Source organism: Gemmatimonadota bacterium (assembly GCA_009838645.1).
Classification (GTDB): domain Bacteria; phylum JAAXHH01; class JAAXHH01; order JAAXHH01; family JAAXHH01; genus JAAXHH01.
In genome coordinates this window covers 94,949-119,463 of record VXRC01000024.1, presented here as the reverse complement: position 1 = coordinate 119,463, position 24,515 = coordinate 94,949, and the positions used below count along the sequence as shown (strand labels likewise).

23 protein-coding genes and 1 tRNA gene are annotated in these 24,515 nt (G+C 60.8%); 11 read left to right on the top strand and 13 right to left on the bottom strand.

The genetic code is table 11. The features are described 5' to 3' along the window. The first annotated feature begins 148 nt into the window (after window positions 1–148). Window positions 149–937 carry a phytanoyl-CoA dioxygenase family protein gene (locus tag F4Y38_06950; GenBank protein ID MXY49028.1) on the top strand — a complete coding sequence of 263 codons (789 nt, stop codon included), beginning with the start codon at window positions 149–151 and terminating at the stop codon, window positions 935–937. Window positions 938–1,195: 258 nt separating this feature from the next. After that, complete coding sequence (locus F4Y38_06945) at window positions 1,196–1,540, top strand: hypothetical protein (GenBank protein MXY49027.1); 345 nt, start codon at window positions 1,196–1,198, stop codon at window positions 1,538–1,540. A 170-nt stretch (window positions 1,541–1,710) separates the two neighbouring features. On the opposite strand, the gene F4Y38_06940 is transcribed toward F4Y38_06945, so the two are convergent. Both F4Y38_06940 and F4Y38_06935 read right to left on the bottom strand, forming a co-directional pair. Beyond that, entirely contained in the window at window positions 1,711–2,055 is a 345-nt protein-coding gene (locus tag F4Y38_06940; protein ID MXY49026.1) for a P-II family nitrogen regulator, read from the bottom strand. 77 nt (window positions 2,056–2,132) lie between these two features. Beyond that, entirely contained in the window at window positions 2,133–3,434 is a 1,302-nt protein-coding gene (locus F4Y38_06935) for an ammonium transporter (protein MXY49025.1), read from the bottom strand. Window positions 3,435–3,706: 272 nt separating this feature from the next. On the opposite strand from F4Y38_06935, the gene F4Y38_06930 reads away from it, so the two are divergent. Both F4Y38_06930 and F4Y38_06925 read left to right on the top strand, forming a co-directional pair. Next, window positions 3,707–4,573, top strand: coding sequence for a hypothetical protein (locus tag F4Y38_06930; GenBank protein ID MXY49024.1), 867 nt, complete (start codon window positions 3,707–3,709; stop codon window positions 4,571–4,573). 44 nt (window positions 4,574–4,617) lie between these two features. Beyond that, on the top strand, window positions 4,618–5,454 hold the full coding sequence (locus F4Y38_06925; GenBank protein ID MXY49023.1) for a class I SAM-dependent methyltransferase: 837 nt from the start codon (window positions 4,618–4,620) through the stop codon (window positions 5,452–5,454). A gap of 6 nt (window positions 5,455–5,460) precedes the next feature. Here F4Y38_06925 and F4Y38_06920 read toward each other — a convergent pair whose 3' ends face one another. From F4Y38_06920 to F4Y38_06910, 3 genes are all read right to left on the bottom strand, one after another. Continuing rightward, on the bottom strand, window positions 5,461–6,147 hold the full coding sequence (locus tag F4Y38_06920) for a metal-dependent hydrolase (protein MXY49022.1): 687 nt from the start codon (window positions 6,145–6,147) through the stop codon (window positions 5,461–5,463). 27 nt (window positions 6,148–6,174) lie between these two features. Beyond that, window positions 6,175–6,693, bottom strand: a complete 519-nt coding sequence (locus F4Y38_06915; GenBank protein ID MXY49021.1) for a thiol peroxidase — start codon at window positions 6,691–6,693, stop codon at window positions 6,175–6,177. 83 nt (window positions 6,694–6,776) lie between these two features. Further along, on the bottom strand, window positions 6,777–8,090 hold the full coding sequence (locus F4Y38_06910) for an aminotransferase class III-fold pyridoxal phosphate-dependent enzyme (protein ID MXY49020.1): 1,314 nt from the start codon (window positions 8,088–8,090) through the stop codon (window positions 6,777–6,779). A 268-nt stretch (window positions 8,091–8,358) separates the two neighbouring features. Here F4Y38_06910 and F4Y38_06905 point away from each other — a divergent pair, with 268 nt between their 5' ends. Beyond that, window positions 8,359–8,967: a thioredoxin family protein gene (locus F4Y38_06905; GenBank protein ID MXY49019.1), complete on the top strand. Its 609-nt coding sequence runs from the start codon at window positions 8,359–8,361 to the stop codon at window positions 8,965–8,967. Between the two features lie 226 nt (window positions 8,968–9,193). Here the strand turns inward: F4Y38_06905 and F4Y38_06900 are convergent, their stop codons facing one another. Next, window positions 9,194–10,060, bottom strand: a complete 867-nt coding sequence (locus tag F4Y38_06900) for a sigma-70 family RNA polymerase sigma factor (protein MXY49018.1) — start codon at window positions 10,058–10,060, stop codon at window positions 9,194–9,196. A gap of 305 nt (window positions 10,061–10,365) precedes the next feature. Here F4Y38_06900 and F4Y38_06895 point away from each other — a divergent pair, with 305 nt between their 5' ends. Both F4Y38_06895 and dnaK read left to right on the top strand, forming a co-directional pair. Next, on the top strand, window positions 10,366–10,872 hold the full coding sequence (locus tag F4Y38_06895) for an Hsp20/alpha crystallin family protein (GenBank protein MXY49017.1): 507 nt from the start codon (window positions 10,366–10,368) through the stop codon (window positions 10,870–10,872). 192 nt (window positions 10,873–11,064) lie between these two features. Next, window positions 11,065–13,041 (top strand): molecular chaperone DnaK, encoded by a 1,977-nt coding sequence (dnaK, locus tag F4Y38_06890; GenBank protein ID MXY49016.1) that lies wholly within the window; start codon window positions 11,065–11,067, stop codon window positions 13,039–13,041. Between the two features lie 167 nt (window positions 13,042–13,208). Here the strand turns inward: dnaK and F4Y38_06885 are convergent, their stop codons facing one another. Beyond that, window positions 13,209–13,772 (bottom strand): hypothetical protein, encoded by a 564-nt coding sequence (locus F4Y38_06885; protein ID MXY49015.1) that lies wholly within the window; start codon window positions 13,770–13,772, stop codon window positions 13,209–13,211. Window positions 13,773–14,313: 541 nt separating this feature from the next. On the opposite strand from F4Y38_06885, the gene F4Y38_06880 reads away from it, so the two are divergent. The 4 genes from F4Y38_06880 (at window position 14,314) to F4Y38_06865 (ending at window position 17,084) form a co-directional block, all read left to right on the top strand. Next, window positions 14,314–14,535, top strand: coding sequence for a ribbon-helix-helix protein, CopG family (locus F4Y38_06880; GenBank protein ID MXY49014.1), 222 nt, complete (start codon window positions 14,314–14,316; stop codon window positions 14,533–14,535). 2 nt (window positions 14,536–14,537) lie between these two features. Next, window positions 14,538–15,758 (top strand): carboxylate-amine ligase, encoded by a 1,221-nt coding sequence (locus F4Y38_06875; GenBank protein ID MXY49013.1) that lies wholly within the window; start codon window positions 14,538–14,540, stop codon window positions 15,756–15,758. Window positions 15,759–15,904: 146 nt separating this feature from the next. After that, a complete protein-coding gene (locus F4Y38_06870; GenBank protein ID MXY49012.1) occupies window positions 15,905–16,861 on the top strand; it encodes an outer membrane beta-barrel protein in 957 nt (318 codons plus the stop codon). A 151-nt stretch (window positions 16,862–17,012) separates the two neighbouring features. Continuing rightward, window positions 17,013–17,084 (top strand) — tRNA-Asn (locus tag F4Y38_06865). Window positions 17,085–17,175: 91 nt separating this feature from the next. Here F4Y38_06865 and F4Y38_06860 read toward each other — a convergent pair. The 6 genes from F4Y38_06860 to F4Y38_06835 form a co-directional block, all read right to left on the bottom strand. After that, window positions 17,176–17,460, bottom strand: coding sequence for a HigA family addiction module antidote protein (locus tag F4Y38_06860; GenBank protein ID MXY49011.1), 285 nt, complete (start codon window positions 17,458–17,460; stop codon window positions 17,176–17,178). A gap of 26 nt (window positions 17,461–17,486) precedes the next feature. Continuing rightward, window positions 17,487–17,777, bottom strand: a complete 291-nt coding sequence (locus F4Y38_06855; protein MXY49010.1) for a plasmid maintenance system killer — start codon at window positions 17,775–17,777, stop codon at window positions 17,487–17,489. A 135-nt stretch (window positions 17,778–17,912) separates the two neighbouring features. Continuing rightward, window positions 17,913–18,863, bottom strand: a complete 951-nt coding sequence (locus tag F4Y38_06850; protein ID MXY49009.1) for a zinc-binding dehydrogenase — start codon at window positions 18,861–18,863, stop codon at window positions 17,913–17,915. Between the two features lie 107 nt (window positions 18,864–18,970). Next, the gene (locus tag F4Y38_06845; GenBank protein ID MXY49008.1) at window positions 18,971–19,684 is read right to left on the bottom strand and encodes a hypothetical protein; all 714 of its coding nucleotides are present in this window, start codon (window positions 19,682–19,684) and stop codon (window positions 18,971–18,973) included. 97 nt (window positions 19,685–19,781) lie between these two features. Next, complete coding sequence (locus tag F4Y38_06840) at window positions 19,782–22,487, bottom strand: hypothetical protein (GenBank protein MXY49007.1); 2,706 nt, start codon at window positions 22,485–22,487, stop codon at window positions 19,782–19,784. Between the two features lie 169 nt (window positions 22,488–22,656). Beyond that, a complete protein-coding gene (locus tag F4Y38_06835) occupies window positions 22,657–24,264 on the bottom strand; it encodes a potassium transporter Kef (protein MXY49006.1) in 1,608 nt (535 codons plus the stop codon). Window positions 24,265–24,515 lie beyond the last annotated feature (251 nt).

The window sequence follows — 24,515 nt, the reverse complement described above, 5'->3', positions numbered from 1 at the left end:
GGGCTGGTCGCGCCGCGCCGGCTACGTGTCCAGTTGAATTAGTCTTGCGGTTCGCAATGCACCCATGTTATTAAGGATACGGCTATTGTTCAAGACCTTCTTGCAACATCACGCGGCCACGTAAACCACCTTCAGGCAGGATCCCACCATGCTGACAGAAGACCATATCCATCATTTCAGGGTGTTCGGATTTATCATGCTCAGGCAGGTGTTGAATGTGGAGGAAACCGAAGAACTGGGACGCCTGGCGGACGTGATATGGACGGCGGAGCTGGGACATCAGCCCTCGGAGGACGAGCACGTGTCCATCGCGCCGTTCCTCGAGTTGCACCCGGCCGCCCTGCCGATGATCGAGGACGACCGATTCTATACGCCCATGGTGCAGCTGCTCGGCCAGGACATGATCTGGTCGGGGTCGGAAGGCGTACAGGGCACCATGACCCGGCGACCCTTTCACCACTGGCACGCGGACCGGCCCGGGCCGCAGGAACTCGGCTACCTGCGCATCAAGGTCATGATGTACCTGGATCCCATGCGGAAGGACGGGGGAGCGCTGCGCGTCATACCCGGATCGCACCGGTCTCCCTTCCACGAAGAACTTACCCCGTTCCAGCAGCGGCACGGACTCGACGATCCCGCCTTCTTCGGATCTCCGGGCAGCGAGGTCCCCTGTCACCCCCTCGAGACGGATCCCGGCGACGCGGTCGTATTCAACCAAAGTCTCTACCACGCCGTCTACGGCAAGGCCGGGCGGAGGCGCTATGTCGCCCTCAAGTACGCGGCCCGTCCCACTTCGGACGCCCACCTGGCGTCCATCAAGCGGTTCAGTCCCTACACCCTGGAGCCCCATGAGCGGATCATGCGGTCGGAAAGCCCGCGCCTGCGGACCATGGCAGAAGGAATTGAAGATCTCAGAGCGCGGGCCGAAGCGCTTTGAGTGTTTACCGTCCAAATGTCCTGTTTTAAAGCGTTGGTAAAACAAATCATGTCGAAACAGTTTCCGCGGCTTCTTTTCGCGCTCACTGCCTTTGCCTTGTCCTGCGGTAATCCGGTTTCGGAGCCTGATCCCGTCCGTTCGCCCATTACATATAACCACCCGGCACCTAACCCGATTCCGTCTGTTGGTATAAACGACAACCCGCCCATAGAGGTCGTGCTCATCATCACCAAAAGGAGCCTCGATGGATTCCCTTTTGTGGACTGGGGTTTTCGCAACCAGATGGATCAGCCCATCATCATGGTCTTGCTGGATTTCCAGTGTAATTCACGCAGTGACGGATTTACCGGCTGGAGCGCCGCCGTGGCGGAGGAGGAAGGTTACCAGTATATATTCGACCCCATCGAACCGGGCGGGACGTGGGTTTACCGTGATTTTCTGGTGGGTGATCCGTACAGGAATTCCCTGTTGCTGTTCGGCGACTGTGAGGACCGAAAGTTGGAGTTGATCGTGCTAAGGACGGAAGAAGAAGAACGGCCGTACACGGAAGGCGAGGTCTATCGACCGAACACCCACGTACGGTTCGTGGACCAGGGGAGTTGAGGCCGATACCCTGTACGTCGTCCTCTGGCCGTAAAACGCCTGCCCGATGCCAGGGAATGGCGACGGCTGTTGCCAGGTAAAGAAAACCGCCGGCCCGATGACGCCACCGGACCGGCGGTCACTACTTAAGCACTTACAAACCCCTTCTAACACTACTCCGCACCACGCCCCTACACCGCGTCCTCGCCGCGTTCCCCGCTGCTGATGCGGACGCTCTCTTCGACGGGCACGACGAATATCTTGCCGTCTCCTGTTCGGTCGCCGCCCGACCTGGCGGCCTTCCAGATCACGTCCACGATCTCGTCCTTCTGATCGTTGGTTACGGCAATTTCCATGCGTATCTTGGCCGCGAGGGGGATGTCGATCTCCTGTCCCCGGTAAAGCCCCGTGCGATGGGCGGTGCGGCCATGCCCCGACACCCTGGACAGGGTCATGCCGGGGATGCCTTTCTCGTCGAGCGCGTTCCGGACGTCGTCGAGCTTCTCCGGTCTGATGATGGCTACGATTAGTTTCATAGGTCTGACGACTCCTGAAGTAAAGGTCTAATGATAGATTCGGGCCTGTTCCAGGCACGTGACCTCAGCGTGGTCGACTACAGGTGCGTCAGTCCGTAACCGTCCTCCCCGTGCTGGGAGTGGTCCAGGCCGACCAGCTGATCCTCGTCCGTGGCGCGGAGCCCGATCGTCCGATCGATCAACCACACGAGGACGCCCGTACCGACGGCCGACAGCGCGATGGCGATGACCACGCCCTTGATCTGGATCAGGAACTGAGACCACCCGCCGACGTCTGTGGCAACCAGACCGACGAGCAGGGCGCCGAACATGCCGCCGATGCCGTGGATGGCGAAGACGTCGAGCGTATCGTCGTACCCCAGCTTGCCCTTGAGCTGCACCATAAGGAAGCAGACCACGGCCGCGCCGAATCCGAAGACCAGGGCCCAGGCCGGGGTTACGCTGCCCGCGGCCGGCGTGATGGCGACCAGGCCGGCCAGGATGCCGGAGACGATACCGAGGCTCGAGGCCCTGCCGTGGTGGATCAGTTCCGTGACGATCCAGCCTACAGCCCCCGCTGCGGCGGAGATCTGGGTCACCGTCAGGGCCTGGACGGCTGTTTCACCCGCGGACACGGCGGAACCGGCGTTGAAGCCGAACCAGCCGATCCAGAGCAGGCCCGCGCCGATGAGGGTCATGGTCAGGTTGTTGGGCTTCATGGCCCGGGAGGGATAGCCGAGACGGGGACCGAGCACCATAGCGGCCACCAGGCCCGCCACGCCGGAAGATATGTGCACCACCGTGCCGCCGGCGAAGTCAATGGCGCCGTCCTTGAAGAGCATGCCGTCCGCGTTCCACACCATGTAGCACAGGGGTTCGTACACCACGAATCCCCAGAGCAGGATCAGCAGGCAGTAGGCGCCGAACTTCACGCGTTCGGCGATGGCCCCGGCGATCAGGGCGGGGGTGATGATGGCGAACATGCCCTGGAACATGGCGAACAGGTACGTCGGTATGTTCGTCCCGTCCCACAGGGTTCCGGGATCGACGCCGCCCAGCAGGAAGTAGTCGGTGCTCCAGCCGAGGACGCCCGGTATGATCGAGCTCGCGCCGAAGGCCAGGGCGAATCCGAAGATCGTCCACTGCACGCCCATGATGCCCATGGCCGCGAAACTGTGCATCATGGTGCCCAGCACGTTCCGGGTGCGCGTGAGCCCGCCGTAGAACATGGCCAGGCCGGGCAGCATGAGCAGCACCAGGGCGCAGCTGACGAGCATCCAGGCGGTGTCTCCGGAGTTCAGCACGGCCGCCGGGGCCGCCGCCTCTTCCTGCGCGATGGCCGCGCCGGGAACGGCAAGCGCCAGGCACGCGGTGATACGTAATATGCCGCTAAGGGACATACGGAAAACCTCCCTGTTGTGATGGATTGGAAACTTCCATGTAAAACTGAGCTTCCAATATAATCCCCATCTGTTACAGGGATATTTCCCGGAGGTTAAATCCTTGTAAACTGCGAAGGAATGTGGAAAAAAGGTAGCGTATCAAACCGGTGTATTGGCCAACGTGATTCAGGATGCCGACCGCGGACGGCAGGATGACAACGCCGCAGGATGGCGTCCTGGCCAATGTACCGGAGCGTTGACGGACCTCTTACCGGGTTCTATATTTGCGCATGCCGCCCGAATCCTCCGACATCTTCCAAGGGTACACCATGGAGTTCACACCACTCGCCCCCGAGCAGCGGGATCACTTCCGGGAACACGGTTACCTGATCGTCAAGAACGCCCTCGACGACAATCTGCGGAACCGGGTCGTGGCCGTCGGCGATCGGTTCATGGAGACCGCCGGGCCGATCCACAACTACTACGCCAACCGGTATATCGACCTTACTTTTGACGACGCCCTGGTCGAACTCACCACCAACAGCCGTACGGTACCCCTGGTCGTCCAACTGCTTTCCTATAACATACACCTCATGCGGGGACACCTCATCTACAAGTACCCACAGGCCGCCTCCGACGAGCCGCTCTATCCCGACGGCGATGGTCGCTCGTTCCGCAACTGGCACCGCGACCTGAACAACTTCACGCCGGACCACCCCATCCGGGGCACGGTGGCGATCCGCGTGGGCTACTGCCTGACGGATTTCCCCTCGCCCGACGCGGGGGTGACCATGCTCGTCCCCGGCAGCCACAGGCTGAACGAGGCCCTGCGGTTCAAGAAAGGTGCGCTCGATCCTCCGGAGTTCATCGAGCCATCGCTCAAGGCGGGCGACGCCTACCTCTTCAGCACCAGTACCTATCACACGCCCGCCGTCAACTTCACCCGTGATACCACCAAGGCCCTGCTCGTCAGCTACGCCTACCGCTGGTGGGCCCAGCAGCATCCCACCCCGCCTGACGAGGTGCTCGAGACCATGGATCCCATCACGGCGCAGCTCTTCTGCCAGCCCCGGGAGGGCGACGACGTGCCCCTGCGCGCATGGGCGGCGGAACACGGCCTGCCGGTGGAAGATCCGCCCATGCGAGTGTTTGTGTAGCGGGCCGGGCGTTATTCAGCGCGTGACCGTAGAAAGGAGCCAACATGCCCACGTCAGACTGGCCGGAACTAGCCGAAGACGCGCAGAATAGATGGAACCTGAACGCCGGGTTCTGGGACGACTACATGGGCGAACACAGCAACGATTTCCACAACCTGCTGGTGCGGCCCGCCATGGATCGGCTGCTGGCCGTTGAAGCCGGGGACGAAGTGCTGGATATTGCTTGCGGGAACGGGAACTTCTCGCGTTTTCTCGCCGGGCTGGGCGCCCGGGTCACGGCGATCGACGGAAGCGCCGGGATGATCGAAAAGGCGCGGAATCGTTCGGAAGGCCATGGGACCGGCGCATCAGAAAACGAAACCGCGGGCGAAATCGACTACCGCGTGATCGATGTGACGGATACACAGGAGTTGGTGGCACTGGGGACGAATTGTTTTGATGCGGCCGTGTCGAACATGGCCGTCATGGACATGGCCGAGATCGGACCGATGTTAGGCGCCGTTCACGGCCTTCTCAAACCTGGCGGCGTTTTTGTCTTCAGTCTCACGCACCCGTGTTTCCAGGCGCCGTACGCCGTTCGGTATGCGGAACAGGTGGACCAGGATGGGAGAATGATTCAGAAAGTCGGAATCAAGATCGACCGCTATCTGACGCCGCAGCCCTTCGAGGGACTGGCCATCGTGGGTCAGCCCGTGCCCAACTTGATCTTTCACCGGCCCCTGTCCGCACTGCTGGCCATGTGCTTCGAAGCGGGGTTCGTGCTGGACGGCCTGGAGGAACGCGCCTTCGACGAAAGCGTGGAAGCCGACCGCGAGTTGTCCTGGGCGAACTTCAGGGAAACACCGCCCATGATGGCCGTGCGGCTACGGCGGATGGACTGAGACAACCTACAACCGGACCGACTCGCCCGGATTCAGCACGACGCAGCGGGCCAGGTCGCCCACCTTGTCGGCGAATTCGTTCGGGTCCTGCTCGATCACCGGGAAGGTATTGTAATGGACCGGGATCACGGTGCCGGCGCCGATCATCCTCACCGCCTCCACGGCGTCGTCGATCCCCATGGTGTAGTTGTCCCCGATGGGCATGATCACCACGTCCGGCTTCTCCAGGCGGCCGATCAGTGCCATGTCGCCGAAGAGCCCCGTGTCGCCCGTGTTGTAGATCGTCTTCCCGTCGAAACGCACGATGATACCCGCCGGATTGCCCAGGTACACAATGGTCCCGTCGTCCGTGGTGATCGACGAACTGTGGGTCGCCTGCGTGAGCTTGACCCGCCCGAAGGGAAAGGTGTACGAACCGCCGATCCCAAGGTCGTGCGTCTCGGCGCCCTGGGCCTCGCAGTAATTGGCGAGTTCGTAGGAGGCGATGATCGTCGCCCCGCTGCGCCGGGCGATGGGCACCGCGTCGCCGATATGGTCGCCGTGCCCGTGGGTCAGCAGGATGTAGTCGGGATTCAGGTCGTCCGCTGAAATCGTCGCCAGTGGATTGCCCGTGATGAAGGGATCGAAAAGCAGGTCGTGGCGGCCGTCCGACAGCGAGTAACTGGCGTGGGCGTGATAGGTGAGTTCGGCCATGGCTTAAGTTCCTCGATCAGACGGCGTTTAGACGGCAGCGCGGGCGGCCGCCAGGGCGGCGTCGTAATCCGGTTCCTCGGTGATTTCCGTCACGTACTGCACGTACCGCACGGTGTCGGAAGCGTCGATGACGAAGACGGCGCGCGACAGCAGGCGCAGTTCCTTGATCACGGCGCCGTAGGCCACGCCCAGGGAAGTTTCGCGGTGGTCGGACAGTGCCGTCACGTTGTCGGCACCCGCATCGCCGCACCAGCGTTTCTGGGCGAAGGGCAAGTCCGCGCTCACCGCCAGCACCGCGATGTTGTCACCCAGCCCCGAGGCTTCCTGGTTGAACCGGCGGATTTCGGTGTCGCAGACCGGGGTGTCGAGGGACGGCACGAGACAGATGACCTTCACCTTGCCTGCGTAACTCGCCAGCGTGACGGCGGAAAGGTCGTCAGCCAGCACCGAAAAGTCCGGCGCCGCGTCTCCCACCTTCACCTCGTCGCCCACCAGGGTCAAACCATTGCCTTGAAAGGTCGCCGCACCGGCTCTTTCAGTCGCCATGATGTCTGTTCTCCTTGTACGAATCGTTGGTTGGAAACGGCTTGCTCAACACCGGCGCAACCTACGCGCGGGCACCCGCGCTGTCAAGGGATTATCCCGTCCCGCTTAAGTAGCGAAATCGCGCCGTCAAAGGCCTCTGTCGTACGTTCCACGTCCTCGGTGGTATGGACCGAAGAAGTAAGACCGTCGACCCCCATGCAGTCCACGCCGTTCAAGAGCAAAGCCTGGCGTATGGCGTGCAGCATGTCCGCGTCGCCCCGGCGGTCCGCGGTGGCCGTTCCCGCCGACAGGATCTTGAACCCGGAGAAGGAGCCGTAGACCCGCCAGTCATCCAGCCCGTTGGCGGCCAGCACCTCCGACATGCGCTTACGCAGTTCCGCCGCCCGTTCGTTGGCCACGGCGATATCGCGGCCATCGGCGATGCGCCTGAGCATGGCGATGCCCGCAGCCGCGGATAGGGGGTTCGCGTTGAAGGTCCCGTAGTGCAGCATCTTCTTGTCGGTCTGCCACTCCGCGTCGTCCCGAAGTTCCAGCAGTTCCAGGATGTCTGCGCGACCCACCAGGGCGCCGCCGTTCAGGCCCGCGGCCACGATCTTGGCCAGCGTGCTCAGGTCCGGCCGGACCCCGTAATACTCCTGCGCGCCGCCCGGCGCGCAACGGAACCCCGTGACCACCTCGTCCATGACGAAGATCACGCCGTACCGCTCGGTGAGCTCCCGCAGACCCGGGACGATGTCGTCGGACAGCTCGACGCCGCCGAACATGGCACCCGTCGGCTCCAGGATGAGACAAGCGACGTCGTTGTCGCGCCTGAGGATGTCCGCCACGCGGTCCAGGTTGACCTCCGGCAGGCTGATCAGTGTATCGAACACCTCCCGCAGCACGCCCGGCATGGGCTGTCTGTTCCCCGGTCCGACCCCGTCCAGCACCTGGTCGTGCCAGCCGTGGTAATGCCCCCGGAACTTGATGACCTTGCGCCGTCCCGTGAAGGTCCGCGCCAGCCGGATGGCCATGAGCGTGGCTTCCGTGCCGGAAGAAACGAAGCGGACCGTCTCCGCGGAGGGCATGAGCTGCCGGATCATGTCCGCCCATTCGATCTCGAGTTCGTGGCAGGCGCCGTAATGGGTGCCCCGGGCCGCCTGTTCCGCGATCGCCTCGACGATCACCGGATGACTGTGACCCAGGATCAGGGATCCGTGCCCCATCCAGTAGTCGATGATCTCCCGGCCCTCCACCGACCACTTGCGCGACCCCTGGGCTCGGTCGATGTACACCGGAAAGGGGCGCATGAACCGGCCGTCGTGGGTCACCCCGTTGGGGAACCGCTCGAGCGCGCGCTCATACAGCGCGGCCGACTGGCCGAAGGCCTGCCGATAAGTTGTTTCGAGCATGGTCATGGAGGTCGTCCCGCAGAAACTGCCCTCCGCACCGGAAACGCCGGAGTCTTTGGAGTGCAATGACCGGCCGTGTGCCGTGCTATGACAGGAAGTGTGGCGTGGTTGTCGAATCCCTAAAAATACGGGGTATGCGGGGGGATGACAAGGCCTATCTAAACGGGGCGATGCGGGGGTTTCGGCTTGACTTTCGGCGTGTAGATAGTAGGTTGGTTATTGGAAATCTCAGTACCAAGATGACCGATGACTTACCCATCCGGGATTTCAATCCATGCCGTCCAAGCATTCAGTAGTAATCGAAACGCGGTCCGTGAAAAGATGCACAGGACGACGGCCAGGTACCGCCCTTGCGGTCATCCTCTTGGCCATACTCTGCATGGCGATCTTTGCCGGTGCGACCATTGGTGTTCCGGTCGCCACGGCTGGCGAAGTCAATGAGAAAAAGCTGGCCGAACCCGACTGGCAGCGGCTCGACAAGGCCCTGGCGATGGCCAGGGACTCCGGCAAGCTCATCATCGTCAACTTCTACACCGACTGGTGTCCCAACTGCAGAAGGATGAACGAGAAGACCTACCGGGACGAGGGCATCCTGAAGCAACTGGCCAAATCCTTCATTTCCGTGAAACTGAACGCGGAGTCCTCCCAACCGCTGATCATCGAAGGCCGGACCCTGACGGAATACCAGGTAGCCCTGATGTTCCGTGTGGGCAGCTATCCCACCACGTGGTTTCTTACCTCGGAAGGCCGTCCCCTCTTACCCGTCATGGGATACTACGGTCCCGATCTCTTCGCGCCCATGTTGCGTTTCGTCGAAGGCGGATGGTACGAGAAGATGGACTTCGACATGTACATGGAGCGGGAGAAGCGCGGCGAGAAATAAACAAAGCGGCGCCGGTGAACTCCCGCCGGGGCAATGGCAGACGGACTGTGTCAAATCCGTTCAAGAGTTCACGTGACGCCGCAGATTGCTCGAAGTCGGCCGCTTTGTCATACGCCGGCCGATTCGATCGTCGGTCGGCCCGGTCGGCCCGGTCGGCCATATCCCGTGCCCACCGGACCCTTCCTTCTTAACTCCTCATTGTCCGCGTTTTAGTCTAGTCCGCGAATTAGTCCGCGTAGGCGGCCAGGCGGCTGCCGTGGCGGGTATGGCGCAGCTTGTTGATGGCCTTCTGCTTGATCTGGCGGATCCGTTCCCGCGTCAGGCCGAATCGAACCCCGATCTCTTCCAGCGTGTACGCCCGGTCCGAGTTCAGACCGAAGTACAGGTTCAACACCTCGCTCTCGCGATCGGTCAGGTTCGAAACCGCACGCCTCACTTCCGTACGCAGAAGCTCTTCCTGCAGCGCTTCGTCCGGCATCTTGCTGTCCTGGTCCCGGAGCCGGTCCATCAGGGTATAGGCATCCTGGTCGCCGACCGGCGCGTCCAGCGAAAGCGGCGTGCTTGCCCATTCCGGCAGGGCGTGGTGGCGACCCTTGCCGTAAATCCGCTCTTCGCTCTCGTCGGCGCCGTCACCGGAAGCTTCCCCGGCCTGTGCGATTTCGGCCTCACGCTTCTTGATGGAACGCTCGATCCGTCGCAATTCCTCGATCTTGTTGACGGGCAGCCGGATCAGCCGGGCTTGCTCGGCCAGCGCGTGGAGGATCGCCTGCCGGATCCACCAGACTGCGTATGAGATAAACTTGAACCCCTTCTTCTCGTCGAAACGACGCGCGGCTTTCATCAGGCCGATGTTCCCCTCGCTGATCAGATCGGAAAGGGCGAGGCCCTGGTTCTGGTACTGCTTGGCGACCACGACGACGAAACGCAGGTTCGCGTGAATCATGGTCTCCAGTGCCTTCTCGTCGCCGTCCCGGATGCGGCGGGCCAGTTCCTCCTCATCCTCGGGCGTGAGCAGTTCCGTATCGCCGATCTCTTTCAGGTATAAATCAAGTGACTCGTCATCTCTGACCTGGATCTTCGTGGTCAGTTTCATACCGTATCACCTCCCTGCCAGCCCTGTTACGCGATTATTGTTGGCAGTCACGATATGCCATTTTGTCATGTTCTGCCAATTTGGCATATTCAATGTGCTCTTACATCAGATTAGTCAAATTCCACCACGCAAATCTTGCGCTTTTTTTTACAACAAACTAACCAGCCCAATATCAACGACTTACGGTGCTCCCCTTACTTACTTTCGGATGCATCCTTTCGAACTGGCACGCTCTTTGCGCTAACTATGTTGCAGATGACGGAACTGCCGCATCACCCGCGTTTCTAAACTAATGTACGCCGGGGATGGCCATTCGGTTCCGAAAGGGGCAAAGAGATTTCGAAGAGATGGTGAAGAGGTCAGTTGGTAACTTTAAAGGGAGGAGCATCATGAGAGCGACGACCATTTTCCCACTGTCGAACCTGCATAACCTGCGGACCGAACTCGACGGCATGTTCCGGCCGTTCCCGCTGCGGTCCGGATTCCCGTCCCGCTGGTCGCCTCGCGTGGACACCCACGAGACCGAGGACGCCTTCCTGGTCGCGGTCGACCTTCCGGGCGTGGCCTCGGAGGACGTGTCGATCAGCCTGGAAAAGGGCGTGCTCACCGTAAGCGGCGAGCGCAAGAGTCCCTTCGGTCTCAACGGCGACGCGGAGCAGCAGCCCCGCGGAAAGTTCGAGCACGCGTTTCCTGTGCCGGACGCAGTGGATACCGAATCTATCGACGCCACGTACAAGGACGGCGTCATGACCCTCACGCTGCGGAAGTCGAAGGAGTCGCAGCCCAGGCAGATTCCGATTACCGTGGCCTGAGGGGCCGCGCGGCTGGAAATGGACGAACCCGGCCGGTCCTCCAACCGGGGACTGGACGGGTCCAGGCGGGACCAGGCGGGACCAGGCGGGACCGGCACAACTCGAGGCGGGAGCACCCGCCTCATCACGCAAACGGGCACGGCTCGTCTCCATAGGGAGGCGGGCTTCACCCGTTTCTAAGGAGCGAAACACATGGGCAAGATCATTGGAATCGACCTGGGCACGACCAACTCCTGCGTGGCGGTGGTGGAAGGCGGCGAGCCGACCGTGGTACCGAACGCGGAAGGCAGCCGGACCACCTCCTCCGTCGTGGGCTTTTCGAAGGACGGCGAACGGCTCGTCGGCGCGACGGCCAAACGCCAGGCGGTCACCAACCCCGACGCGACGGTCTACTCCGTCAAGCGGTTCATGGGACGCCGCTTCGAAGAGGTGCCCGACGAGCGCACCCGCATGCCCTACAGCGTGGTGGAAGGATCGAACGGCCAGGTCAGCATAAAAATCGACGAGAAGTCGTACTCGCCCCCGGAGATCTCCGCGGCGGTCCTGCAGAAGATGAAGCAGACGGCCGAGGACTACCTGGGCGAGACCGTCACGGAGGCCGTGATTACCGTACCGGCCTATTTCAACGACAGCCAGCGCCAGGCCACCAAGGACGCCGGCCGCATCGCGGGCCTGGACGTCAAGCGCATCATCAACGAGCCGACGGCCGCGTCGCTGGCCTACGGGCTCGACAAGAAGAGCAACGAGAAGATCGCGGTATTCGACCTCGGCGGCGGCACCTTCGACATTTCGATTCTCGAAATCGGCGACGGCGTCTTCGAGGTCATGGCGACCAACGGGGACACCCACCTGGGCGGGGACGACCTGGACGATGCCCTGGTGGACTTCCTGGCGGACGAGTTCAAGAAGGAGGCCGGCATCGACCTCCGCAACGACGCCATGGCTCTGCAGCGGCTCAAGGAAGCAGCCGAGAAGGCCAAGTGCGAGCTGTCGACCGCGGGACAGACCGAAGTGGCCCTGCCCTTCATCACGGCGGACGCCTCCGGTCCCAAGCACCTGAACCGCACCATGACGCGGGCCCAGCTCGAACAGCTCGTGGATCCGCTCATCCAGCGGGTGGTGGCGCCGTGCCGACAGGCGATATCCGACGCGGGCCTTTCGGCTTCGGACATCGACGAAGTGGTCCTCGTGGGCGGCTCGACGCGCATGCCCAAGGTGCAGGAGATCGTCAAGGAACTCTTCGGCAAGGAGCCCAACCGGGGCGTGAACCCGGACGAAGTCGTGGCCATCGGCGCGGCGATCCAGGGTGCGGTGCTGTCCGGCGACGTGAAGGACGTGCTCCTGCTCGACGTCACGCCGCTTTCCCTGGGCATCGAGACCCTGGGCGGCGTCTTCACCCGGCTCATCGAGCGGAACACGACGATACCCACGAAGAAGAGCCAGGTCTTCTCTACCGCGGCGGACAACCAGCCTTCGGTGGAGGTGCACGTCCTCCAGGGCGAGCGCGACATGGCCCTCTACAACCGGACGCTGGGCAAGTTCCACCTGGACGGCATCCCGCCGGCGCCCCGGGGCATGCCGCAGATCGAGGTGACCTTCGACATCGACGCGAACGGCATCCTCCACGTCTCGGCCAAGGACATGGGCACGGGCAAGGAGCAGCAGATCCGCATCGAGGCGTCCAGCGGCCTGTCGGATGCCGAGATCGACAAGATGGTGAAGGACGCCGAGGCCCACGCCGACGAGGACTCGAAAAAGAAGGAAGAGGTGGAAGCCCGCAACCAGGCCGACCAGCTCGTGTACTCGACGGAGAAGTCGCTGGAAGAGCACGGCGACAAGCTATCCGCGGAGGACCGGGGCGCCATCGATTCGGCCCTGGCCGAGTTGAAGACGGCCCTGGAGGGCAGCGACCCGACGGCCATCAAGGCGGGCACAGAGAAGCTGACCCAGTCCTCCCAGAAGCTCGCGGAAGTCCTCTACCAGCAGGCCCAGGCCGAACAGGCCGCCGCCCAGGCTGCACAGGCGGGCGCGGCCGGTCCCGAGGGTCCGCAGGACGGTCCGCAGGGGCCACCTCCCCCGCCGGGCCCACAGCAGGACGGCGATCCGCAGGCGCAGAAAAAGAAGAAGGAAGACGGCGCCATCGACGCGGATTACGAGGTGGTGAACTGAGGGAGGGCCCGAGGTCGGGCCGAAGTTCATTAGCTTAGAAAAACCAAAACGCGGGGCTCGAGGTGAGTCCCGCGTTTTTTGATGTTAAATCAAATAACGCACACGAACGCCGGCGGCATACGAAGCATCACGCTACCGCAGCAGCGTACCTGAACCTCGACGGTTACTCAATCCCTCAATCGAATCGATACCCCCAGATTCGCATATCTCCACAGATCACTGCTCAAGCCGAGCGATGCAATCAAGGCCAGTCTCTGGGAGACGGAGTATCCGGCGCCTATCGCCAGCACTGGATGGATCGTTAAAGTCTGGTCATTATCGTCGAAGGGGTCCAGGTCGCCCCGCTTGATCTCCAGGCCCATATGTCCTTCGGTGTAGAATAGCCGGTCCTGATCGTAATACAGCCTGCCGCCCGCGGTGATCGGAATGCCCTGGTACACCGAGTCGACGAACCTCACGGATATGCCTCGTTCAACCTCACCCGACTTGGTACCATAATGATTGAATCCAACCTTGCCGATGATGTTGAACATACTCGAAGGCCGGACCGGATAGACAGCCGTCACTAATCCACCGACCCCCTGTCCGTCCGCCAGCCTGCTCAGTTCTTCCAGGGCGAAAGACGCATGCCCCTCGATTTCAAGTGAAACCTGGGCTTGGGCTTTGCCGGCCGTCAGAAAGGGCATCGCCAGCATACAGGGCATCGCCAGCAGGAAGAATAAACGTCGCATGGTGGTTTCCTTTATTGAATTACGTTTCTCAACTTCAAGCATCTCCAGGTCTGCCAGGTCCCGGTGCCTCCCCGTTGCCCGCTTGTTCTTGATGAGTTGGTCTTATCGAGCTTGTCGCGTCTGATGTCGAGGACTTTGACGGTAAATTTCGAATTTCAACAACTCCTCTTGAGGTTCGCCTGACGATCCGAGCAACGTGTTGTATGGGGTCGTCGAGTTTGTCTCCATATACTTGACGACGCAGACGTTGAACTTCAGCGAGGCGTTCTTCAGACGTCCTGCTCAGCCAGTAGGCTCGATCTTTCGTCGTAGAGGATTCATCGTCTAGGGGACGTTCATTAGGAGTCTTATTTGACATGGGGCACTCCCGCCATACCGATTGGGTTCGTAGAAGTTAGCCCATAAGTCATGAAGTGTCAACTTGATAGAGCGTTCCTAAAAAGTGAGAGTTTTCGTGGACATTCGAGAAATCCAGTGAGGTTTCCTACTATGGATTGTAACGATTTCAAACTCACCTTCAATCCACAAAGGAAACCGTCACATGGTTAAAATCTCAGTCTGGGTACCGGACAGCCTCCTCGAAGCACTGGACAGGGCCGCCGCGGAACTCGATACAAGCCGATCAACCCTGATTCGCCGGGCACTTCAGCGTTACGTAGAAGACGTTGAAGATTTCAACCTGGCCGACGAGCGTCTGCAAGACCCCGCAGACAGCACCATGGACTGGCAAGAGGTCCGGAACGCGTTACTCGATACAGGTTGACTATGTCTTGCCCGCCATGTAAAATCTCCCCGGAATCCAGCCCGGGAGGAACCATGGCAAAAGGCAGCACCGCAGATCCCCTCTCCATCACCCTCGGCGTCGAGGAAGAGTTCTTCCTGGTCGACCCGGATACGCGCGACCTGCTGCCCGACCCCGATCCACGGATCTTCGAGTATTGTAACGAAAACCGCGGGGAACACAAGGTCGTGGCCGAGTTCCTCCGGTCCCAGATCGAAACCACCACCCGGGTCTGCACGTCCGTGGCGGACGTCCATTCGGCCCTCATCGAGACCCGCCGCCTCGTCATCGACGCGGCTACGCAGCACGGCGCCGCGGTGCTGGCCGCCTCCACCCATCCCTTCGCGGCCTGGCACAACCAGGTCGTCACGGCGGGGCGTCGCTACGAACAGTTCGCCATGACCTACCAGCAGGCCGTCCGGGAACTGCTCGTGGGCGGGATGCACATCCACGCGGGTTTCGGCGACGGCGGCAGCCGCGTCCGGGTGATGACGGCCATGCGCCGCTACCTGCCGCTGCTCCACGCGCTCTCGGCATCCTCGCCATTCAGCAGCGGGCGGGAGACCGGCTTCAAATCCTACCGCCTGACCCTCTTCGGCAGCATGCCGCGCACAGGGCTGCCCGGGCCGCTGCACTCCTGGGAGGAATTCGAGAAACTGGTGGAAGACTTCCAGCGGATGGAGTTCATCCAGGACAGCAGCGAGCTCTGGTGGGACATCCGGCCGTCCCGGGCTTTCCCCACCCTTGAACTGCGGATCTGCGACATCTGCCAGACCGTGGACGACGCCATGTGCGTGGTGGCGCTTTACACCTGTCTCGTTCGGTATCTGCTTCGCCTGGACATGGAAGGCCGCCTTCCGCCGGAACCGCCGACGGAACTGATTAAGGAGAACTGCTGGCTCGCCCAGCGGTACGGCGTGGTGGCCTTCCTGGGGGATACGGAGGGATCGGGCCGGCTCGATATCGACGAGTACGCCGAAGCCCTGGTCGAAACACTGTCCGATGACGCGCGCGCCATGGAGTGCGAGGACCAACTGCGCCACATTCTCGACCTCATCCGGTACGGCACCGGGTCGGACCGGCAGATCGATCACTACAGGTTGCGCCGCCTCGAAGGAGACACCGAAGAGGAAGCCCTGCGGGCCGTGGTGGATCTCGTGGTCGAGGAGACCGGAAGCGGTCTGGATGCGCCGACCGCGGCGTGACGGTGGGACTACTGCGTACATCGCGACCGGACCGGAGCACGCCGCTTCAATCTGAGCGCACTACTTCTGCAGAAGAGCGCCTCTTCCACCGGAGAGCATCGCTTCAACCGGGGCCTCCTCTCCCCGAATCAAAAGGAGACCGCATCATGATACACAGAATCGGGGTTCTGACCCTGTGCCTGATCGTAGCAGCTATCACCGGACGCGCATCCGCTCAGGCCACCACGCCGGTATCCGCGCAGACCTCCACTTCGGCATCGGCACAGGCCTTATCACAGGATGGCTGGTACCTGCGGACCAACCTGGGTTTCGCGGTAGCCCCGGGCCTGACCGTCCATGCCAGGGACAATGACTGGGGGACCCGTTGCGACAAGCTGTCTAATCCGGGGCTCGCCGAAACACGTCCGGATGAATGCGCGAGCGCGCCGCCGCCCGCGGAGTGGACGCACGAAGTCGGAGCGGGCGATGGCGTGCAGAGCGTGCTGGCCCTGGGATACACCTGGAAAAGCCTGCGGTTCGAGGGTGAATACCTCTACCGGACCACGACCTACACACGCGGCGAGGGCGACGGTCAGATCCTGGATGCCGTGACCCAGGAAAAGCAGCAGCAGGAACTCGAAATCATCGACGGCGGGTTGGAAGATCTGCTTTCGCACAGCGTCTTCGCCAACGTGTATTACGAGTTCAAGAGCAACTCGCCTTACACGCCCTACATCGGGGTCGGCGTGGGGCTTTCCAGCACTTCGCTCGACTATTACGGACGATTCAAGCGCAATGACGACCCGGCCGCGATCTCGACCTTCCTGCATCCGGAGCGAAAAGCGCGACTCGCCGGGACCACCACCATCGGCCGACACAAGATGAACGATCTCCTGGCCGCCTACCAGGCGGTCGTGGGCGTGGACTACGCCCTCAGCGGTAACCTGGGGATCGGGGCAAAGGTTCGCTGGTCAAAGTTCAGCGAATTCGACGACGAAGAAATGTGGACGCAGCTTCGAAGCCACGCCTCGTCCGTGGGGCGGGGATTCGACGTCATTTACGGGATTTCGACCGACGAGCTTTCAATGGTCGGCGTCAGTCTGAATATGATGTACAGTTTCTGAGGTGTGGGTGCGGGCACTCGGGGTATAGCCTCAGATTCGTCGGACGTGGAGCGGCTTACATGGCTTACATATCGCTTGACACAAAGGCGTCTGCGCGCTATATTCCGTTGCTGTTGTGACCGCGCTTTTTCGCATTGCGCGGACAGCGTTTTCCTCGGTAGCTCAATGGCAGAGCGGGTGGCTGTTAACCACTAGGTTGTTGGTTCGAATCCAACCCGAGGAGTTGTAATCCTGAATTTTGCTACCCCGACATTACTAGTCAAAATCCCCTCTCGCTAAGTAATTGCACTCATCACCACATTAGAAAAACTACTTCACGCCGTCTGGTGCTCGTAGCGCTCTACGTCAATCTCTCCTGCGCGAGCACGCATTTGCGTAGCGTCGTACCACGCCTGCATCCTTAACAACATGTCCATGTTCACGTCGAAGGCCTTCTCGATGCGAAGGGCCATCTCCGCCGATAAAGCGGCGTTGCTATTCAGCAGTGCGGATAGCGTTGCTCTTCGGACGCCAAGAATCTCAGCAGCCTTCGTGACACTAAGGTCCAATTCCTCGATGATCTCTGAACGAATGAAGTCACCCGGATGGGACGGGGTCATTTTTACAGTGATTCCGGTGGTAGTCATCAGTGGTAATCCTCCAGATTTAATCGCTCGATGTAACCGTCAACTTCACTAAAGGTTATTCGCCAATTACCTGAAACCGAAACGCTCCACACATCCTGCCTGTCACCCGTGAGGCGGTGAAGCCGCCAGCCGCGAGGTGCATCTGCCGCGAAGCTTTCTATATCCTCGGCCAAGACAAGCACGGTCAAGATTCTACGCACTCGGGCGACCAGGTCTGAATTCACAAACCGGGGGTCGTTGTCTGTTAGCAACCGACGCAGGCCCTTGTGACGTACCGAAAGTATTACCATACTTAAGTGTACGGTAATACCGTTCACTACGCAAGTGCTTTGTGAAGACTCGGCCCTCGCGGACCGAAGAGGCAGCTTTGCCCTCCGGTCCAAATCCTGCGACCGGAAGTTGCGCACTTACATATAAACGCACACCTACCAGGCAAACACCGTTCCCAGCAGTTGATCCGGGGCATCCCGCAAGGTGTCGTAGATCCTTTTGGCTTCGCTGACCGGGACGACATCGCGGATCAGCGGTCCAATCTTAATCATCCCCCTGGCAACCAGGCGGCACGTATTGTGTAAGTCGTCTCGATCGAAATGACTGTTCTGCCTTATACGGATTTCACGGCCCTGACCCAGATTGAAGGTATATGTCACTTTGTCCCGGCCGGCGATGAACAGCATCCTGCCTTGCGGACGCAACGAGGTTATCAGCTGGTCTTCCATACCCGGAACGCCGGCGAAATCGATCACGACGTCAAATGAGGCCTCACTGACATTCTGCGTCCATTGCTCCCCCGAAACATCCAGCACAGCTTCCGCTGCTCCGATCTCCCTCGCGATCGCCAGCCGCCCTCCATCGATGTCGCAGATCGTAGCGCGCGCGCCCATGCCGGCGGCGACCTGCGCGGCGACCTGTCCGAGGATGCCCGCGCCCACGATCAACACGCGTTCGCCCACGCTCAGTTCCGCGTTGCGGCAGGTACGCATCGCGACACTGCATATGCCCAGCAGGGCGGCCTCAGTAAGATCCATCGAATCGGGCAGCCTCACGAGCAGGCCGTCTTCCGGCATCACGGCATACTCGGCGTGGACCGCGCTCATATACAGCACGTCGCCGATCTTCAGTTCGCAGACGTCCTGCCCGACCTCGATGACTTTCCCCACGTTCTGGTAGCCGTTGCCCCCGGTGGGCAGTTCGCTGTCGGCTGGGGCGTAATTTCCGCCAGTCAGCTGATTGCGTTCCGTTCCGTTCGTCACGCCCGTGTAAATCGTTCTGGTCTTTACTTCGTTGCCCGATGGCCCTTCCGGGTCCGGCCAATCCGGCACGAGGACCTTCTGCCTTCTCTTGTCAGGCAAGCCCTGAAGACTCAGTGAACGCACGACCCGACTCCTTCCTGTGATCCATACTTCATATACCGCCTTAGAACGCTTGCCTAAATACCCAAATACCCAAAGGCCCAGAACTCGATACTTGTGCTACTTCAGCATTACCCGGGCCGCGTCAGCGACATCACCCGCTTGATCCGATCAAGATGAGCGGCCTCGACCTCGGGCCAGCGTTCTTCGTGCTCCCCACCCTCGCGCAATGCCTCGCCGGTCCAGCCCGTTGGCGCCAGGTCTTCCATGAAGATGATCAACAGCTCTTTACGGCTGGCGTCGTCCGGAATGTGTACAAGCCGCGCGTAGGCGTAGTTGTCCGGCATGGTATAGCCTTTGTCGGCCGCAAACTTGCGGGCGAGATACCCGTCGGTCCCAGGCCAGCCGAGTCGCAGAAACCGGTTTGACGCTCCAGGTTCGGTGTCGGAGTAGAAATCGAACGCCCCGATCCGCAATCGCATCGGAGAACCGGAATAGTCGTAGGTGTAGTCGTTATCGGGCAGGAAGCCTTCGAACTGGATCCAGATAAAACTCTTCAGGGTACCGTCCGGATGTTCTTCGACAAAGAAATGTTGCTCGACGTTGGCGGTGCCGTAGAGCACGAACTTCTGCCCTCCGATATGCCGGAATCGCTCGTCAAATGTCATTCGCACCGGCGGATCGCTTTGTGAGAAAAGCGTATTTCCGGTAACGGTTCTGCTCAATCCGGAGAATTCGGGGTCGGTCGTGCGCCGCGCCGGATCTAACCAGAACAAGACGGTGTAGGCAAGCACAAGTACTGCCAGTACAGCGCCGCCTGCCCACCAGATCCACTTTCTCTTCATCGGCCGGACCTTTTACGACCCTTCTTATCCACTTGCTGACGCCGGCTATTTCCGACGGTACAGGCCATTCCTTAATGGGCTATACCTAAAGAAGTCCTCACTCCTTGTACAGATTCAAAACCGGTACTACCGTTCTCCGCGCCGACACCTCCCGCATCAGCGAGGCCAACCCCGTTGGACCGTTTTCGTCGACGTCGAACTGACTGACTTCCTCATCTTCATTCCCGACCGGCGAGGCCATCCCTGTCTCCGCGTCCAGTGTATATAGTTTCGCCGTCCACCCGCCGGCCATGTACAACACGCCTCGGTGTGAGGTCAGCCCGGTCGGCAGATCTTCTCCGACGCCGAAGTCGGCCGTGTCGCCAACGGGTGACGCGGTCCCTGTGGCAGGATTCAGTACGTATAACCGGGCCGAGTTGTAGCCGACCATGAACAGATCGCCCTCGTGGGATGCGAGGCCGAAGGGGTGGTCTTCGCCGACCCCGAATTCCACGGCGTCGCCGACCGGGGTGGCTTCCCCCGTTGCCGTATCCAGCGTGTAGAGTCTGGAATTCGTCCCGCCGGACATGTACAGCGTTCCGTTGTGGGACGCCAGACCGAAGGCCTGGCTTTCGCCGACTCCGAATTCCACGGCGTCGCCGACCCGCGTTGCCACGCCCGTTTCCGGATCCAGCGTGTACAGCGCCGCGTTCCATCCGCCCGTCATGTACAACGTGCCGTGATGCGCGGCCAGGCCGTAAGGCTCATATTCGTCGACGCCGAATCGCACGGCTTCTCCCACGGGTTTGGCTTCCCCCGTATTCGGATTCAATTGGTACAGCCGGTCGGCGCCTTTGCCCACCATGAGCAGCCCCTCGGCGAAGCCGGCTTCGTCGCACCGCGACCCGTTCCAATCATCCAGGCCGTCGACCCAGTTCAGCAAGGCCGGGGTGCTCGGTAGGCACAGGCCGTCATTTTCTTGAAAGAAAAAGTGGGTGACGTCCGTAAGGCCCGAAAACGTATCGGGTATCAAACCGGTGAGCTGATTGTCATGAAGGTACAATACCTCCAGATCGTCGAGTTGTCCCAGTCCGGATGGAACAGCCCCGGACAGTTCGTTGCCATGGAGATACAGCGCTTCGAGATCCTGGAGCCGTCCAAACTCGGATGGGATCGGTCCGGACAGTTCGTTGTTATGGAGATAAAGAATTTCGAGATTGGGGAGTTGGCTCAACTCGACCGGTAGTGGTCCGGTGAGCTCGTTTCCATACAGACTCAGTAGACGCAGCCTGGGTTGATCGCCTAAGACCGCCGGGATCTCGCCCGACAGATTGTTGGAATTGAGGTAGAGTATCTCGAGATTGTGGAACTGTCCCAGGTCGGTGGGGATCGGTCCAGACAACTGATTCTCATCCAGATCCATACGTTCCAGGTTTTCCAGTTGACTCAATTCAACCGGAATCTCTCCTGAAAGCTTGTTCCGCCAGAGGTTCAAAAACTCCAGGCTTTCCAGATTACCCAGTTCCGGCGGGATCGGACCGGTCAGTTTGTTCGTGTCCAAGTGCAGTATTTCCAGTTGAGACAGGTCGCCCAGTTCGGCAGGAATCGATCCATCCAGTTCGTTTTTGTCCAACTCCAGGTGCTCCAGACTGGAAAGCCGGCCCAGTTCCGGCGGAATCGTACCGGTCAGGTCGTTGCCGCCAATGTCCAGCCGTGTCAGGGTGGTCATCTGCCCCAGTTCCGCGGGGACCGAATCGGACAGGCTGTTGTTTCCGAGGTTCAGTATTTCCAGATGGTCAAGCAACGCGAGCGCAGCCGGAACGGATCCAGAAATTTCATTGGCGCCCAGGTCGATAATCCTAAGCTCCTCGAGTTGAGAAAGAATGACCGGGATGGCGCCCGATACCTGGTTGCCCGCTAAATCCAGTTCCCGCAACAGCGACAGATTGACCAGGTTTTCAGGTAACGTGCCCGACAGGTTGTTCGAGCGCAGTTCCAGCCGGATCACCCTTCCGTTGGCGTCGGTCGTGATACCGTGCCACTCGGTCAGAGGTTCTTCACTCAACCAGTTATCGCGCTCATTCCAGTTCGCACCGTCCATCGCGTGGTAGAAATCGATCAGCGTGGTGCGATTGCTGACATCGATGGATACCGTGACCGTCACGCTGGCCGAAACCTCGCCGAAGGTAGCGGTCACGACCGCGCTGCCGCTTCGCACGGCCGTGACCAGGCCGACGTCGCTTACCGTCGCCACGGACTCGTCGCTGATCGACCATTTCACCACCGCGTTTTCCACGGCTCGGCCGTTTTCGTCCAGCACCGATGCCTTCAGCGTCGCGGTTTCGTCGGCCATGGTCAGTATTACCGACGACGGCTCAACCGTTATCGTTCGCGCAGCCTGGGATACGGTAATCGTGGACTTGCCCTGTTTCTGTCCCGCGGTGGCCGTGATATCGGCCGTACCGTTGCTGAGCGCGGTGACAAGCCCTCCGCTATTCACGGATGCCACGGATGGATTCCGGCTTGCCCAGACCACCGTGTGTCCTGATGATGTCGCGCCGGCCTCGTACTGCACCTTTGCGTCGAGCTGCACGGTCTGGCCGATCGCGGTCAGTGTGACTGTGTTGGGCGTCACGACGACGTTTGCCGGTCCGGCCGGTCCGGTTGGACTATCCTTGCCACAGGAGGTCACCACAAGAAGCGCGAGTAAGCAGAAGAGGCGGATCGGATTCCATAGGATGGCCTTTTTGGTGTATCGTGCAATACCGTAACCGGCTGAGGAGGGCGAAGCTGATTTTCCCCTGGTATCATGGTCGAAAAGCATATGAGAATTCCCTTAGCGGATTTGACTGAATGACTGGAGGCATCCCAAGTGAATCATGGTTGCTACCGGGCGCAGATTGGCCAAATTTACCACACGAAGTTTAAAATACAAACTGATTTCACCATGAAGTTTCGTGGCCGGGAAGTTCGCAGCATACCGCTCTTCCCAATTACGTACCCGCATTCGGCGTCTGCGCCGCCACGTGCGCAGCGAATCCCGAGCCGGCCTCCGCGTAGAGGTTGTACACGCTCGATGCGCCGGCCGCTTTGAGCACCTCGATCTCATCAGGGAACCTTGCCGTGGCGGCGACCCGGCAGTAGGACGAGGAAGCCTTGAGCTGGTCGAGTACGGCGAGGTTGGACGCCAGGTTCGGCAACGCCAGCAGAACCAGTTCGAGGGTGTGGGCGGCCTGAACGCGGTCCCAGAAGTCCGCATCGCTGGGATCGCCGAGCAGTACGTGGCGGCCACTCGACTGCTGCCGTTCCACCTTGACGTGATCGAGGTCTACGCCTACGACGGTGTCTCCGAATTCCTGATGCATGTTGTCATAGGCCGCGGTGCCCACGCGGCCCATGCCGATGATGGCGATCGTTGCTCCACCGGTATCGAGCGGCTGGTCGTCGGGAAGACGCTCGGACTTTTGAAGCCGGTCCCACAACGCCCGGTGCCGGGCATAGATCTGGTGGGCGGCGACGTTCAGCGCCGCCGAGATGACACAGGACAGCGCCAGGGAGATCGCGATGACGATCAGCCAAAGGCCGTCGATCCAGCCATTGGCTACCCCGATGGCCGCCACAATGAGTCCGAACTCGCTGAAGTTGGTCAGGTTCAGCGTCGCGAGCAGCGAGGTGCGCGCACGCAGCTTGAGCGCCGTCAAAAGGCCGAAGAACAGGGCCGACTTCAGGAAAACAAGCGGCGTGACGGCTGCGCCGATGAGCACCGCGTCCAGCGTCAGCGGACCTGAAAGCCCTATGGACAAAAAGAAGGCGAGCAGGAACAGGTCCTTGAATCCGATCATGGTCTTCGCCATTTCATTGGCTTTCGCATGGTTGGCGATCAGCGCACCGAGGGCGAGTGCGCCCAGGTCGCCCTTCAGTCCGACCAGTTCGAATACTTCCGCGCCGCCCAGGGCCAGGAGCAGCCCGCTCAGCACCAGGAGCTCGCCATGGCCGACTTTCTGCAGAACGAACAACAGCAGCGGACGCGCCGGTATGAGGAGCAGGACGAGCAACGCCCAAAGGGATGGCCACATGCCCACCGAGATCGCGATAAAAGCCACGGCAGCCAGGTCCTGAACGATGAGAATGCCGACCGCGATACGGCCATGCAAGGCGGCCGTCTCCCCCTTGTCCTCCAGGACCTTCACGACGAAGACCGTACTGGAAAAACTCAGTGCGAAGGCAATCAGCAACGACGGGTAAATCCCGATATCGGAGAAGGAAGGCGCATTCAGCATGGCGAGCAATAGGACGATCGTTCCCAGGATCAACACAGCCAGTGCCATGTGCAGGCCGGTGACGGCCCATACCTGGGGTCGCGCCAGGGTCCGCAAGTTGAGCTTCAGGCCGACGACGAACAACAGCAGCGTTATTCCGAGATCGGCCAGCTTCCGGAGCACATCCCCGCTGGCGATGCCGAACAGGTTGAGCACGAATCCCGCAGCGAGGAATCCAACCAGGGGAGGCAGCCCTACGGCCCGGGAAAGCAGACCCAGCGCGAACGCCACGGCGAGCCATGTGATGTCACCCAGTGCAATGGTGATCCATTCGAAATCCATCAAGCCACCCTTCGTGTCTAATAGCTTTTGTCCTGGACTACCCGCAGGCCGTCCTTGTCCTTCCACGCTCGTCCGCACTCATCCACGCTCGTCCATCCAATTACCCACCGCGTTCTATCGGTGTCAACGCAAAACCACGGGAAGTCGGACGCTCAGGCCTGGCGGGCGATCTTTCCTGTGCCAATGCAGTATAACGACCGGGCGGACGCCCTGTGCCTGTCGCGTGATCATGCATGATTGTTGGTTTTTGC

Coding starts and splice junctions, on each gene's coding strand:
- F4Y38_06950 (MXY49028.1), top strand. CDS start 149: ATGCTGACAGAAGACCATATCCATCATTTCAGGGTGTTCGGATTTATC.
- F4Y38_06940 (MXY49026.1), bottom strand. CDS start 2,055: ATGAAACTAATCGTAGCCATCATCAGACCGGAGAAGCTCGACGACGTC.
- F4Y38_06935 (MXY49025.1), bottom strand. CDS start 3,434: ATGTCCCTTAGCGGCATATTACGTATCACCGCGTGCCTGGCGCTTGCC.
- F4Y38_06930 (MXY49024.1), top strand. CDS start 3,707: ATGCCGCCCGAATCCTCCGACATCTTCCAAGGGTACACCATGGAGTTC.
- F4Y38_06925 (MXY49023.1), top strand. CDS start 4,618: ATGCCCACGTCAGACTGGCCGGAACTAGCCGAAGACGCGCAGAATAGA.
- F4Y38_06920 (MXY49022.1), bottom strand. CDS start 6,147: ATGGCCGAACTCACCTATCACGCCCACGCCAGTTACTCGCTGTCGGAC.
- F4Y38_06915 (MXY49021.1), bottom strand. CDS start 6,693: ATGGCGACTGAAAGAGCCGGTGCGGCGACCTTTCAAGGCAATGGTTTG.
- F4Y38_06910 (MXY49020.1), bottom strand. CDS start 8,090: ATGACCATGCTCGAAACAACTTATCGGCAGGCCTTCGGCCAGTCGGCC.
- F4Y38_06905 (MXY49019.1), top strand. CDS start 8,359: ATGCCGTCCAAGCATTCAGTAGTAATCGAAACGCGGTCCGTGAAAAGA.
- F4Y38_06900 (MXY49018.1), bottom strand. CDS start 10,060: ATGAAACTGACCACGAAGATCCAGGTCAGAGATGACGAGTCACTTGAT.
- F4Y38_06895 (MXY49017.1), top strand. CDS start 10,366: ATGGCCATTCGGTTCCGAAAGGGGCAAAGAGATTTCGAAGAGATGGTG.
- dnaK (MXY49016.1), top strand. CDS start 11,065: ATGGGCAAGATCATTGGAATCGACCTGGGCACGACCAACTCCTGCGTG.
- F4Y38_06885 (MXY49015.1), bottom strand. CDS start 13,772: ATGCGACGTTTATTCTTCCTGCTGGCGATGCCCTGTATGCTGGCGATG.
- F4Y38_06880 (MXY49014.1), top strand. CDS start 14,314: ATGGTTAAAATCTCAGTCTGGGTACCGGACAGCCTCCTCGAAGCACTG.
- F4Y38_06875 (MXY49013.1), top strand. CDS start 14,538: ATGTCTTGCCCGCCATGTAAAATCTCCCCGGAATCCAGCCCGGGAGGA.
- F4Y38_06870 (MXY49012.1), top strand. CDS start 15,905: ATGATACACAGAATCGGGGTTCTGACCCTGTGCCTGATCGTAGCAGCT.
- F4Y38_06860 (MXY49011.1), bottom strand. CDS start 17,460: ATGACCCCGTCCCATCCGGGTGACTTCATTCGTTCAGAGATCATCGAG.
- F4Y38_06855 (MXY49010.1), bottom strand. CDS start 17,777: ATGGTAATACTTTCGGTACGTCACAAGGGCCTGCGTCGGTTGCTAACA.
- F4Y38_06845 (MXY49008.1), bottom strand. CDS start 19,684: ATGAAGAGAAAGTGGATCTGGTGGGCAGGCGGCGCTGTACTGGCAGTA.
- F4Y38_06840 (MXY49007.1), bottom strand. CDS start 22,487: ATGCTTTTCGACCATGATACCAGGGGAAAATCAGCTTCGCCCTCCTCA.
- F4Y38_06835 (MXY49006.1), bottom strand. CDS start 24,264: ATGGATTTCGAATGGATCACCATTGCACTGGGTGACATCACATGGCTC.